Raw genomic sequence first — 14142 nt, 5'->3', positions numbered from 1 at the left:
AAAATGGGAGAATATCATTCTATTACGGTTACTGAAAGATTATTGTCTAGTGAATCATTTTCTGACAAAAAAGATACGCTACAGGTATATCAGGAAAAGCTGGCCGATTTAGATAAGGATTTTTTTAATCTCATAAATACCGTAATAGTTGATAAAGGAGAATCGGGTGAAATTGTAGATGCAATGCTACAAAAAACGCACTTACTTACCATTAAAAATAAAAATCTAATAGAGCAACTGGAACAACAAATCAATATGTCAGTGAAAGCGTTTGAACAGCAAGTTGAAGATATAAAGGAACAATCTTTAACCATAACATATAAGGATACGCTTTCACCTTAAGTTCACTTTATGCTTATAAAAAGCAACATTAAATAAAGTAACATTTAGAGGATTTTACCAACTTCTCCAAGTAATGGTTCTATATACCTATAAACGCCGAAAATATAGGTATATAGTTGCGTTTTACTAAAAAGTCAAAATAAACATGAACTTAGCATTAATTTCGTATATAATTAAATTAACTATTGATAATGGAGGCGATTAAATGGCAGGAAACATTCGGTTAAGCCCAGAAGAACTAAGAGATGTTGCAAGAAGATATGGGATAGAAAGTGGAAATGTTCAACAAGTTGTTGGAACTTTAGATGGTATGCGTGATCACTTGAACCAGGTTTGGGAAGGTAATGCAAAAGAAGCATTTATTGCACAATACGAGGAGTTACGTGTATCCTTTGTCCAAATGGTTGAATTACTCGAGGGAGTTAACCATCAATTAGCTTCAACTGCACAAACGCTTGAAGATACTGATACACAAATTGCAGGTCAAATTCGTTCGTAAGCGATAAAATAAAGTGATAGAAATAGTGCCGCAATTATCACAACTTGCTGGCGCTATTTTTTTATACTGTGGAGAGATGAATAATGTACATACAAGTTACAGTAGATTTAGAGCATTATGATCAAAAGTCAATCGAATTAAGGCTCTCAGATCAGCACAAAATAAAAAACTTAATTGATATAACGTGGCAAACTGTCGGACTTACTAGGAATCCACGTGAAGGAAATTGGATTCGTATTAAAAATAAAGACAAGGTATATAATGGTCCCAAAACTTTAGCTGAATGTGGAATTATAACTGGCGACCGAGTAGAAATATTATAATGGTAGTAATTTGATTTTTGACATGTATAAACAGAGAGATAGGGGGTAATGTGGATGGAACAAAAGGAACCTGAATCATATTTAGAAAAACAAACAGAAGGACGAATTAAGTATAATGAAAAGCAAATTGAATTTTCTTTTCATAGACAGAAATTAAAGTTGCGGGACGAAATGGAAATTGAATTATTAAAATCTATTAATCCAGAACTAAACAAAACATTTACCATGACTGATGATTTACTTATGATCACTATTGATCCTCCAGAGTCTTACATGCACTTCGATGAAATCAACGTAAAGAGTAATCAGGCAAAATGGCGTTTGGCATATAATTTGATTCAAAAAGTGCAACAACATAACATACATAGATTAAAGCTTATTATATCCCCTGAAAACATTATGTTTGATTCTGGGCTCGCGCCTTATCTTCTCCATTATGGTGTAAGAGAGAGTATACCTCCTTACGAGGATGAAGAAAATCGTTTATGGAATGAAACAAAAGCGCTTGTAGCAACTATAACAGATAACAAATATGAATTTTCATCCTACTTAGATCATCATGAAACAATTAATCTATCAAAGCTAGCGAAAGAAATTATGGAATCTAAAACATATGAACAGTTAGTTGAGCTAGTTGAAAAGAAATTAAAGGAAGATGAAAAGTACGAAACATCAGTAATACATATACCAAAAAAGAAATGGAAAATACAACGCTTCAGTATTTTGGGGCTTATCTTGTTATTGATTCCCGCACTTATATATACGGCTTTTGCATCCTTTTTTAAAATTCCTGAAACAAATGCATATGTGGAGGCAAATAAGTATTTTTTACAAGATAATTATAGTTCTGTTATCAACACATTGGAGGGGTATGAGGTTGACGATATGCCTTATGTGGTTCAATATCAATTGGTTTCTTCTTACGTAGTAAATGAATCATTGACAAAAGAACAAAAAGAAAATGTTCAAAATACCATTACATTACAATCAGATGAAAAATACTTTCTTTACTGGATTGATATTGGTAGAGGAAACTATCAACAGGCAGTTGATACCGCAAGACTCCTGGAAGATCGTGATCTAATAGTGTACGGACTTTTAAAACTTACTGAGGCAATTAAAGCAAATGAAGAGTTGTCAGGTAAAGAGCGTGAAGAGAAACTAAATGAAATTGAACGTGAAATTACGGATTATAAAAAAGGGATGGAAGAACAGGCAAAAGAAGAAACAGTAGAAAACCAGGGAGAGCCAACAAATAAAAGTACTAGTGAATCCAAGGACAAGCAATCCGAAAAATAACTAATAGAGGTTGTTCAAAAAGCCATCAAATGATAAACGGCGAATTTCTTCGTTCCTTGAAAAAGAAGGACACTTTTTCTGCGTGCGAAGTAATGCTTCGGGGCTAATTCGAGTGCTCAGTTTTTCCGGTCCTCACGTATTAAAAGCATAGAGGAACTTCTACTAAAACCGTCCACGTCCTGTGGACAACGTAGAAGTCAGCACAACACGCGCAAGTCCGGTCCTCAAAATCTTCGCGCCTTGAACTTCTTGTTTCTAATTTGCCGACTTTTTGAACACACACTAATAATCAAAATTTCTCCCTAGGAGGTGGGAACGTGAAACATTTATGGCTCTTTTATGATCAGGTTTATCATTATGTTGAATTACCTGATGAACAAACCGATGTTATTTCGATTGGAAATGATATTCATCACATAATAACCGTGCAGTTATTTACTATTGAACCATCACTAACGGTTGAGATTCAAAATGATCAATTAGTTGTGTATCAGGATGGAAATTTTCAAGGTGAAATAGGGTATCAATCACCATTAACGCTGACAATTGATGGACACAAAATGACTTTTGCTATGCGTGAAGGGAATTTGATCGAAAAAACTTTCTATATCGGCAATCAGCAGGAAGTAAATGTCGATGACGAAACAAAGACACTACATTATTTACTTTTCAGAAACGAAAAGCAGTGGTTCGTAAAACCATATCAAGACGATATATATATAAATGGTCATAAAATTGACTCAATAACGCCAATCGTTTTAGGGGATAGTGTGTTTCATCCTTATTCCTTTATGACAATGACAAAAAATGACTCTATTACAATAGCTAGTACATCAACTATACCGTTGTCACTACCAGTAATAAAGGAACCAACAACTGATTTAAAACAAAAGTATCCAGTTTATCGTCGAACACCAAGAATGGTTTATGACTTACCGGATGATAAGATTTCATTTTCTTTCCCTTCTGAGGAAGGTGAAGATAACAGACGGGGGTTAATGTTGATCATTATGCCTCCATTAGTAATGCTTTTAGTAATGGGGATGGTTACCCTTGTACAACCAAGGGGTATATTTATTTTGATTTCAGTTTCCATGTTCGCTACAACTCTTGTGACATCAACAATACAATTTTTTAAGGAAAAAAAACTACAACGTGAAAAGAAAAAGAAGCGCATTAGGCTTTATACACGGTATCTTGAAAATAAAAGAGATGAACTGCAGAAGCTGGCAGTAAAACAACGAGATATACTTTATTATCACTTTCCGTCATTTGAGAAAATGAAATACTTAACAGCTGAAGTTAGTAACAGAATATGGGAAAGAACCATGATGAGTCGGGACTTTCTACATTATAGAATTGGTCGTGCAACAGTACCTTCAAGCTATAATGTATCGGTTCAGAGCGGTGATATGTCCAACCAGGAAATAGATGATTTGTTAGAAAAGTCACAGGAATTAGTTGCACATTATAAATATGTTAAAAATGTTCCACTTACAATTGATCTATCAACAGGACCGACTGGGTTGGTTGGTAAGGATTCCATTGTAAAAAGTGAAATTCAACAAATCGTTGGTCAATTAAGTTTCTCTCAAAGTTATCATGACGTACGCTTTGTTGCGATTTTCGATGAAGAGGAATATGAATATTGGGAATGGATGAAATGGTTGCCACATTTTCAATTACCTCATGCTTATGCAAAGGGTTTTATTTATAATGAACAAACTCGTGATCAACTGCTTTCCTCTATTTATGAAATACTAAAAGAACGTGACTTAGATAACGAAAAAGATAAAAAGATGTTTGTTCCACACCTTATTTTTATCGTTACAAATCGTCAGTTGATTTCCGAACATGTTATCTTAGAATATTTGGAAGGTAATCATACTGATATTGGGATATCGACTATTTTCGCTGCAGATACAAAAGAAAGTCTTTCGGAAAATATTCATACACTGGTACGGTACATTAATGAACAAGAAGGTGATATTTTAATTCAACAACAAAAAGCAATACATACTCCTTTTTGGTTAGATGAACATACACAGGCAGATAATGAAAAGTTTTCTCGTATGCTACGATCAATGAACCATCAGTTAGGAATGAGTAATTCCATTCCCGATAAAGTGTCATTCATGGGATTGATGCAAGTGGACAAAGCGGAAGAATTGCAAATCAGTGAAAAGTGGTTAAAAAATCAGTCATCCAAGACACTGGCTGTTCCAATTGGATTGAAAGGAAAAGATGATCAAGTCTTCCTGAATTTACATGAGAAAGCACACGGTCCACATGGTTTGCTTGCAGGAACAACTGGTTCTGGAAAAAGTGAATTTTTACAAACGTATATTTTATCACTTGCTGTACACTTTCATCCCCATGAGGTTGCCTTTTTACTAATTGATTATAAAGGTGGAGGGATGGCACAGCCATTTAAATTTATACCACACTTATTAGGAACCATTACCAATATTGAAGGCAACAAGAACTTTAGTAAACGGGCACTCGCTTCTATTAAAAGTGAATTAAAGCGGAGACAACGGTTATTTGATACATATGAGGTAAGTCATATTAGTGATTATACAGCCTTATACAAGTCTAATGAGGCGAAAGAACCACTGCCACATTTGTTTTTAATTTCCGATGAATTTGCGGAATTGAAAAATGAGGAACCTGAGTTTATTCGAGAGCTTGTTAGTGCTGCGCGTATTGGGCGTAGTCTGGGGGTCCATTTGATCTTGGCCACACAAAAGCCTGGAGGAATTATCGATGACCAAATCTGGAGTAATGCTCGTTTTAAGGTAGCCTTAAAAGTTCAGGATGATAGTGATAGTAAGGAAATTCTAAAAAACCCTGATGCAGCAAAACTTTCTGTGACCGGTCGTGGATACTTACAGGTTGGTAATAATGAAGTTTATGAATTATTTCAATCTGCTTGGAGTGGGGCGCCATACGCAAAAGATGCCTTTGGAACTGAAGATGATGTTGCGCTTGTAACCGACCTTGGACTTGTACCCCTGTCAGATGTTTCTGCAGAAGAAGGCAGTAAAAAGAATAAGATTACCGAAATAGAGATGATTACGAAAGAAATTGCTCAGGTACAAGAAAATATGGATATTCATAAATTGCCAAGTCCTTGGTTACCGCCATTACCTGAACGTTTATCTTATAGTTCAGAAGTTCCAAGTGATACAGAAGGCTATTATATCGGCATGATAGATGAACCGGAAATGCAACGTCAAACAAATTACAGTTATCAGCCTATGGATGATGGTAATATCGGAATATTTGGATCTTCAGGGTACGGAAAGTCAACTACTGTACTGACACTTCTATTAAACTTTGCAAGAAAAAATAGTCCTGATAGTTTTCAGTATTACATTTTTGATTTTGGTAACGGAGCCTTATTGCCATTACAGCAGTTACCACACACAGGTGATTATTTCCGTTCGGATGATCAACGGAAGATTGAAAAGTTTCTTGTTTTTATCAACGATGATATGGAGCGGCGCAAACAACTATTTCGCGATCAAGAGGTAAGCAATATCAAAATGTACAACATGGTAAGCGAACAACCATTACCATTACTATTTATCACATTAGATAATTTTGATCTTGTAAAAGAGGAAATGCAGGATTTAGAAAATAAGTTCACACAAATTGCAAGAGATGGGCAATCATTAGGAATATACACAATCTTGACTGCAACACGAACTAATGCAGTCAGACAGGCGTTAATGAGTAACCTAAAAACAAAAATTGTTCATTACCTAATGGACGCAGGGGAAAAGTTTACTGTTCTTGGTAGAACACAATATGAAACAGAAGCAGTACAGGGAAGAGCTTATATCCAAAAAGAAGAATCCTATTTAGCACAACTATTTTTGCCGACTGAAGGTGAGAATGATGTGGAAATGTTAGAGAATGTAAAACAGGTAGTTCAATATCTAAAAGACATTTATCAAGAGGCAGAGAAGCCAAAAGAAATACCAATGCTTCCAAGAAAACTAGACTTTGTCGCATTTAGAAAAAGTTATGAAATGGATAAGGTTAAGAAACTTATCCCAATTGGCCTTGATGAAGACAGTGTTAAACCAACATATATGGATTTTCAGAAAGATAAACATTGTTTGATTGTCGGTGATGTTCAGAAAGGTAAAACGAACATTCTAAAACTAATCCTTCACACCATGAAGGATAGTAAAGACAACAAAATTGCCGTTTTCGACTCCGTGAATCATGGTTTAGCAGAATACGCAGATGATGAACAGGTAGTTTATATGGAAACAAAGGAACAAGTTGAAGGATGGCTGCAAATTGCCGACGCGGAGTTCTTAAAACGTGAGGAAGAATACAGGGATGCGTTAAATACTCGTAAAACTGCATCACTGGGATTTGAACCGTTTATTCTTCTAATCGACGGAATGGATAATTTTAGGGGGAACATTGATAGCTTGATACAATCCAAACTAGCTAATTATATTAAAAATTACAGTCATCTCGGATTTAGTATCATTGTTACAGGCAATACAGGTGAATTCACTAAGGGATTTGATCCATTTACCAACGAAGTGAAATTAATTAAACAAGCAATATTGTTAATGAGAAAAACAGATCAAAGTATGTTTAATTTACCATATACAAGAAATGAAGCGGAAATTCAAGCAGGCTTCGGGTATCACATAAATAGTGGTCGTGTGAGAAAAATTCAAATTCCCCTTTGTGAATCAGAAAGGATGACAAGCGTATGAATGAAGGAAAGAAATATTCTATAGGTCTATTCATCAAAATATTGGTGATTCTTTCCTTGCCGCTTTTGTTGTTTCGTTATGTTGAAATGCAGCCAGAGACTGTTACTATAAATGATAATGAGGAAGCGACTAGAAGTATAGCGGTGGTTAATGAGGACACTCCAGTTAAAATGAATGATGAAATGGTCGAACTAGGAAAAGAAATCCCAGAATTATTAACGAATCAAGAAGATTATTCCTGGACAGTGGTAAACAGGAGTGCGGCTGAACAGGGGTTGGAAAGCCAAAAATATGATGCAATTATTTACATCCCATCAAGCTATTCAGAAAATGTGATGACGTTTAAGCAAGAAAATCCATCAAAAGCATCTATCAGGTATGTTATTCAACCCAAACTAGATGCAAAAAATCGTCAACGTGTCCACAAAGAGATGGCCAATGCAAAAAGTAGAATTAACCAAGAAATGTCCACCATATATTGGAGCTATGTCTCACAAGAAATTGATAATATTCGTGAACAGTTTACGACTATTCTTGAAAAAGAAATAGGATTCCAAGAAGCGATGAATTCTTTCTACACGCCATCTTCCAAAACACTAGAAAGTGAATTAGGTTCACTTACAAACAAATTTGAAAACATAAAAAAACGAACTGACACAATTGATGAAAGTTCCGAATCAAGTGTTAGTGCCATAAAAGAGGCAGAAGATAAACTAAACCAATTCATCGATGAATTAAACAGTTATAAAGAAATACAACAGAGACAACAAGAATTATTAATAAAAGTCCAAGTAGAGAATCAAGATATGGTTACTTCAACATTGGATGATTACCAACAAGCACTGACCAAGAATGTTGCAAACAGTAAAGAACAATTAGCTCAGAATGTTAGCAATAGAAAAGAACAACTGGATCAATTATCCAATTCAGTTGTAGTAATGGAAAAACAGAGTAATATTTTATTAAATGGATTAAAAGGTAACATTCAATCTGGTAAACAAGTAATCGCAAATTGGATAGAATGGAAAGAAAACTATTCTATCGTTAGCTCAAGCGAAGAGGATATTAAAAATATTTTAAAATCTTATAATCAAAAAACAGTTGATAATGCCACTTCAGAAATGTACCAGGCAATTCAGGTGATTCAGGGTAAACCGGATATCACAACTCCAAAGCTTATAGAACCAATTGAACCTAATGGTGACGGTGAAATATCAGTTGGACAATTGGATGTACGAATAAAAAAATTGGAAGAAGCAATTAGCACAGTTAAAGATGCAGTAGGGTCACTTGGATCTGGTGATGAGACTGATCCACCAGTTCCTACTGAACCAGAGTCTGAAAGTGGTAACGGTGAGGTTCAACCTAACTCTGAGACTTCCGTTCCTCCTGAAGAAGTTGAACCAGTAGTTGACTGGACTCAAGTCAATACTCATATGGACAGTTTGAAAAAAGAAGTTGCGGATTTGAAAGAGCAAAATAATAATTCCGCGTTAATAGAATGGAAAGAATATGCGAAGAGTTGGGAAAAAGTTTATAGAGAATTATTAAAAACAAAAGTAAACCCTAATGAAGAGTTACTTAATGAGATAGCAGGTTTACAAAAAGAGTTGAATCTAGATTTCCCTGAAACAGGGGAAATAAAAAACAAATCAGTTGGGGCATTGACTAAGTATTACGGAGCATTGTCTGAATATCAAACTGTATTGACAGCAACTGGTGCCGGGGATAATAAATTAGTCGAAGAATTACTCAACACACAATTTAGCGCTAACCAAGCTACTAAAGAGGAAATCTTTGATGCTGTTGGGTCAATGTACACTGTGAAACTACAACAAATCTTTGGTATGTCAGATAGTGAAGTTCAAGCTATAGAAAATGAAAATAAAAGCTTTTCTGATATTGCGAACAATATAAAACAATCACTAAATGATTACCAAACAATGGTGAAAACAGAGCAACTTAATACGAACAATACGCTAGAACAAATTAAAAGTAAGGCTTCTGAAATTACAGCTCAACTAAGTGAAGTTGGTTCAGATAATTTAGAGTTGAACGAATTAAATTCTGAGAACCTTGATGGACAGATGGTATTTCATATACAACAAAATACAGCATCCAATTTAACGAATCTATCAAAATTAGTATCAAACTTGGAAGAAAGTCAAAGTAGTGTTACTGGTTCTTTGGCAGATTTGCAGAAAAAGGTTGGAAATGTACAACAACAATCAGATGTGTTAAATAACAAATGGTCTGCCAATGTTGCTACAACCCAGCGAGTAAAAGAGGATGTATACAATATACTTGGAAATACAATAATTGATGGCCAAACAAATTCAGTTGTTTATGATTACCTTGCTAGTCCAGTACAGATGCAAGGACAGGTTAATGGTGAAGTGTTATCTGAGAAGGAAGAAGAACAACAACTTCCACCAGTAATTATGTTTATCGTTATTTTGATAAGTGGATTGTTGATCGGTTTTCTAAGTAACTATTATGGAAACACGTCCTATCTTGTTCAAGGAGGATTATTCCTGCTACTTAATTTGGCTGCAGGAATAATTATAAGCATTTACGGATTGTCTATTTATTCACTAGAAGATGCACAAGCGATTAAATGGACCATATTCACGGTATTATTATTGATGGCATGCTCGAATATCGTCAGAGCTGGTTTGTTCATAGCTCCATTTGTCGGCTGGCTTGCAAGTATCGTAATGATTGTCTTTTTCATTACTCCGTTAATTGACATTGTAGTACCAAAGTTCAGTTTTGAAAATCCGATAGCAGATGGATACATGTCATTGCAATATGGTTTTGATTACCCGTTATATATGACGATGGGAATAATTCTTGCCATAACAATCTTAGTATCAGTGTTTATTTATACATTTCAGGTTATCAGGAATAAGGCTGAGGTGAGTACTGATGAGGAAAAAGCTTCTTAGTCTTCTGTTGCTGTTTTTACTAATTAATTCAACTACTGTATTTGCCGTAAAAAATGAGGACGCAGAAGTAAAACCAAATATTTACGAAGAAAAAGAAGTAAACATAAATCCAAGTTATGGAAATAACTTAGAACAAAAAGAACAGTTATCTGAAGAACAAAAACAATTAACTTTTGAAAAACCAAAGGAAACAGGAAATCAAAAGTTAAAAGAGCAGCTATTTCAATCATCTGTAATTGAAACGAATACGATTAAGTCGAAATCAAGTCAATTGAGTTTGTTTTCGGATGGAAATACTCCTATGGAAGCACAAAAGGAAGTTAAGCAGCAGACAGATGAGGGTACATCAACTATAATACTGTTACTTTTGATTATTGTACTAGTAATAATTGTAGGTCTGTTCTTGTTGATTGTACCAAAACTAAGAAAAAATCATGCATCATAGATGAACAGTGACTTACGATAGTTGTAGGTCACAATCTCTTTTAATTAATTTTAATTTCTTTTCGGGGGTGGGAATATTGAGTGATACGGATTTTTTACAGAGTGCCTTTGCCATTATTTCAAGTCGATCTTCAGAAGCAGAAGAAAAACTTGATCGCTTACGTCGAGCGAAGCAAAATATCTTGAATGAACAGAGCAGTTCCATGAGTGAAATAAGGAATATTCACCAGCCGACACTAGATGCCCTGTGGAATGGTTCTCGAGCAAACCTGTATGATGATTCACGTGACGAGGCGCATCATACAATGGAATCTATCGTCAATGATTATGATCATTATATACAACAAATAGAGTGGCAGATTACCCAGCTTAATCTCCAAAAAAGTGCGCTGGGGATAGCGAGCTCTATCGCCCATACCGCAGATGAACTAATGGAACAAGGAGAAGAAGCGTTGGAAGAACTAAGTTCCACAATCACTGATTTAAAAGCGAGGTTATTGTAATGGAAGTAAAAATGAAAAGTAGTTCTGGGGGTACGGCAGAAATCAGGCTAGATTATGCTGCTGTTATGAGTGAATTGGATAAAGTCAAGCAAGCACTTGAAGCATTGCAATTAGCACAGACGAGTGAAGGATTGTATGGACAGAATAATCTAAATTATACAGATCAGTGGCTTGATCGTGAAAATAGATTGCATGCAACATTTCAGCAATACATTCAAATTGTCCAGAAGAACATAGAAGATACCAAGGCAAATGTAACAATGTTAAAGAATCAGGATGAAGCAATTAATAGAAAGTAATAAAGGAAGGGGGAAAGATATGACCAGTCAGAAAACCTTGGAATCGAACACATTAATCAATTCAATGGAAAATCGAGCCAAGGAATATGAAAGCTTAAGAGTCCAATTTACACATCTTCAAAATGCTGTACAAGGGATAATCAGTTTGGATGGCTTTACTGGAAAAGGGGCAGATGCCATTAAAGCTTTTTATCAGGCACAAAATGATGTGATTGCTGCTTGGATTGATCTAATTGATGTGCGCGTCGCCTTCTTCACTAGTATTATGAATCTGACGGATCAACTAGAGTTATCAGGGGAAACGGTTGTGCAGGTACCATTCTTAGAACAAGATTTACATAACGCATACAACCGGGCAAATGATATTGTGACTTCCCAACAAGACAACTTGCGAGGAATCTTTCAATCTATTAACGATATTGTTCCACTAGATGTTTTTTCAAGAGCGACTTTCGATGAACAAATCGATCATGCCAATAAAGAACGAAAAGATACGATTGATAACGTCAACACACTAGATGAAAATCTTGTAAACGAATATGAACGAACAGTGTTAGAAGAAAATTTGATGATGCGTTTATTCAGCGGACTGCTGAATGCCACCCAGCAAGGTGGAACCATTTCGCCAATAAACTTTAATGCGAATGCTTATCACACTAGTGAAGCATTCGAGTCTATCGATGACGTTAAAAAGGAAACATCGTCCTATTTGGACGTAAAAGAAAAACAAATGGATCAGCGTGAACAACGCCTTAAAATGGAAGAATTAGAAAATCGCCCCTGGTATGAAAAGGCCTGGGATACAACGAGTGTATTTATCGGTGAGGTTACCGGTTATTACGATACCAAGCGTGCAGCAACGGGGATCGATCCCGTCACAGGGGAAAAATTATCGGAAGCGGACCGTATAAAAGCAGGTGCCTTCGCAGCAGCAGGCTTCATTCCATTTGTCGGCTGGGCAGGCCGTATTGCAAAAGGCGGAAAAGCTATCTATGCGACAACAAAAGGGGCCAAGGCAGTTGATAGTTCATTAGATGCCTACAAATATGCCAAGTCTCTTGACTACCTGCATAAAGCAGAATATGGGATATATGGTCTCGCATCCGCAAACGGTTTTAGTGAATATATTACGGGTAAGGATATGTTTGGGAATGAGTTGACAGAAGATCAGCAACAACAGAGTTTGACGGAAGCGTTGTTTATGCTGGGTGTTGGTGGTGTAGGGTACAAATTAGATGGAATTGCTGGTGGCGGTTTAAAAGCAAAGGATTCAGTTAACGAAAAAACGATTAAAACTACGGTGAGTAAGACTGAGGGTGTTAATGTTGGTGAAGCCAAGGTAATAATTGGTGAAACTGATAAAGCTAAAATAGATAAATGGGGATTTCGGCCAGATGATGAAAAATATCTAAGACATAAGGAAATCTTTGATAACCCTAAGTACTATAATCAAGAGACTGGCAATATAAATTGGCCTCCAAATGATGGTTTTGATGGTGAAACTATAAAAATGACACTAGAAAACGGCACTCTGATTGATCGTTATGGAGAAGCAGGCGGAAGTTTCTTTTCCCCTGAGGGAATACCCTACGAGCAACGCGCTTTGGCTTTACATAGTGGAGATGCAAATTACTATGTTTATAGAGTTGTAGATTCTTTTAATGTTGATGGTGGTAAAATAGCACCTTGGTTTGGCTACAAGGGCGGAGGAACCCAGTTTGTGAAGTATCATGAGAATGGTGAAATGTATAGTATTCAGGAACTTATTGACGGAGATTATATTGAATTAGTTTCGACCAATAAAGGCGGGGTTAAGTAATGATAAAATTTTTAATTTCTCAATTGGGGAGCGGTTATAAACTCATTAATGAAGGTAACGACCAATATTGTACTATTAAAATTTATCAAAAGATAAACAATGAAGTTAACTTTGATACCTATGTAAAATTAAGCTACTCTAATGACCGTAATTTGTGGAATATACTTGAGGTTCAAAGAGATAAAGAATATAGCAAGGGGCAATTCAATAATTTCGAAATAAGCATTTGTGCACTGTATATAGCGACTGTTTCTATGTTAGGTTCCGAAAGTGCAAAAAATGAAGCTCGAACAGAATTAAGAACTGTAGGAGCTGATGTCTCTGCTGCAAATAAAGTATTGGGTAAACATGTAGGTCAAAATTATTTTTCCTTATTTAATGGAGTTAAAGGCGCAATTAATCTAGAAAAAATAAAAAATGAATATAATGCGTATTATTTATCATTGACAGGGGATAAAGTATCCATTATTGAAAATAAAAAAGCACCAAGTATTTTTGTTGTAATTTATAATTATGCAACTAAGCTTACTAAATTTGATGAATTAATGAATAACTGGAACAAAAAAATCAATATCGATTTAGGAGAAAATGAAAAGTTAAAAAGAATTTACTTAAGAAAGTAATATCCTTATTTACAAACGATTACGATGTAATGAAACAATACGGATCTTATAAGAAGGAACAATTTGTATTTATAAAAGAAGTACCATTAGATGAAATTGATCTTTTAATAGAAACAAAAAAACCTATTTTGGCATTTAGCGGTATGCAGAATATAATTAGTAGAATTGAAAAAAAGGATGTTGTTAATTATATTAAAAATATGCCAGAGTGATTTGGAAAAGGAAGCAGAGTTTAACAGGAGCGTAGTTTGTTTTAAGCGTATAGGGGAACATGATTTCAGGCTCTCATTCCATT

12 protein-coding genes are annotated in these 14142 nt (G+C 35.3%); all 12 read left to right on the top strand.

The window, feature by feature from the left end:
• The first annotated feature begins 3 nt into the window (after positions 1-3).
• Complete coding sequence (locus CFK40_RS14205; protein WP_089532945.1) at positions 4-342, top strand: hypothetical protein; 339 nt, start codon at positions 4-6, stop codon at positions 340-342.
• A gap of 205 nt (positions 343-547) precedes the next feature.
• Complete coding sequence (locus tag CFK40_RS14200) at positions 548-841, top strand: WXG100 family type VII secretion target (protein ID WP_089532943.1); 294 nt, start codon at positions 548-550, stop codon at positions 839-841.
• A gap of 83 nt (positions 842-924) precedes the next feature.
• On the top strand, positions 925-1164 hold the full coding sequence (locus CFK40_RS14195; RefSeq protein WP_089532942.1) for an ESX secretion system protein YukD: 240 nt from the start codon (positions 925-927) through the stop codon (positions 1162-1164).
• 54 nt (positions 1165-1218) lie between these two features.
• Positions 1219-2463 carry a type VII secretion protein EssB gene (essB, locus tag CFK40_RS14190; protein WP_161493879.1) on the top strand — a complete coding sequence of 415 codons (1245 nt, stop codon included), beginning with the start codon at positions 1219-1221 and terminating at the stop codon, positions 2461-2463.
• A gap of 317 nt (positions 2464-2780) precedes the next feature.
• Positions 2781-7211: a type VII secretion protein EssC gene (gene essC, locus CFK40_RS14185; RefSeq protein WP_089532939.1), complete on the top strand. Its 4431-nt coding sequence runs from the start codon at positions 2781-2783 to the stop codon at positions 7209-7211.
• Complete coding sequence (gene esaA / locus CFK40_RS14180) at positions 7208-10159, top strand: type VII secretion protein EsaA (RefSeq protein ID WP_089532937.1); 2952 nt, start codon at positions 7208-7210, stop codon at positions 10157-10159. The genes essC and esaA overlap by 4 nt, the downstream gene beginning before the upstream one ends.
• Positions 10140-10604 carry a type VII secretion protein EssA gene (gene essA / locus CFK40_RS14175; RefSeq protein WP_089532936.1) on the top strand — a complete coding sequence of 155 codons (465 nt, stop codon included), beginning with the start codon at positions 10140-10142 and terminating at the stop codon, positions 10602-10604. Before esaA ends, essA begins: the two co-directional genes overlap by 20 nt.
• Before the next feature lie 76 nt (positions 10605-10680).
• On the top strand, positions 10681-11106 hold the full coding sequence (locus CFK40_RS14170; RefSeq protein ID WP_405196551.1) for a YwqH-like family protein: 426 nt from the start codon (positions 10681-10683) through the stop codon (positions 11104-11106).
• On the top strand, positions 11106-11405 hold the full coding sequence (locus tag CFK40_RS14165) for a DUF5344 family protein (RefSeq protein WP_227001781.1): 300 nt from the start codon (positions 11106-11108) through the stop codon (positions 11403-11405). Before CFK40_RS14170 ends, CFK40_RS14165 begins: the two co-directional genes overlap by 1 nt.
• A gap of 19 nt (positions 11406-11424) precedes the next feature.
• Positions 11425-13224: a T7SS effector LXG polymorphic toxin gene (locus CFK40_RS14160; RefSeq protein WP_161493878.1), complete on the top strand. Its 1800-nt coding sequence runs from the start codon at positions 11425-11427 to the stop codon at positions 13222-13224.
• Positions 13224-13847, top strand: coding sequence for a hypothetical protein (locus tag CFK40_RS14155; RefSeq protein WP_089532933.1), 624 nt, complete (start codon positions 13224-13226; stop codon positions 13845-13847). The genes CFK40_RS14160 and CFK40_RS14155 overlap by 1 nt, the downstream gene beginning before the upstream one ends.
• A gap of 29 nt (positions 13848-13876) precedes the next feature.
• The gene (locus CFK40_RS14150) at positions 13877-14059 is read left to right on the top strand and encodes a hypothetical protein (protein ID WP_089532932.1); all 183 of its coding nucleotides are present in this window, start codon (positions 13877-13879) and stop codon (positions 14057-14059) included.
• Positions 14060-14142 lie beyond the last annotated feature (83 nt).

The sequence above is a fragment of the Virgibacillus necropolis genome (assembly GCF_002224365.1).
In the GTDB taxonomy this organism is placed as follows: Bacteria; Bacillota; Bacilli; order Bacillales; family Amphibacillaceae; genus Virgibacillus_F; species Virgibacillus_F necropolis.
Note: the sequence above shows the minus strand (reverse complement) of the source record. Positions and strands in the feature narration are given on the sequence as shown.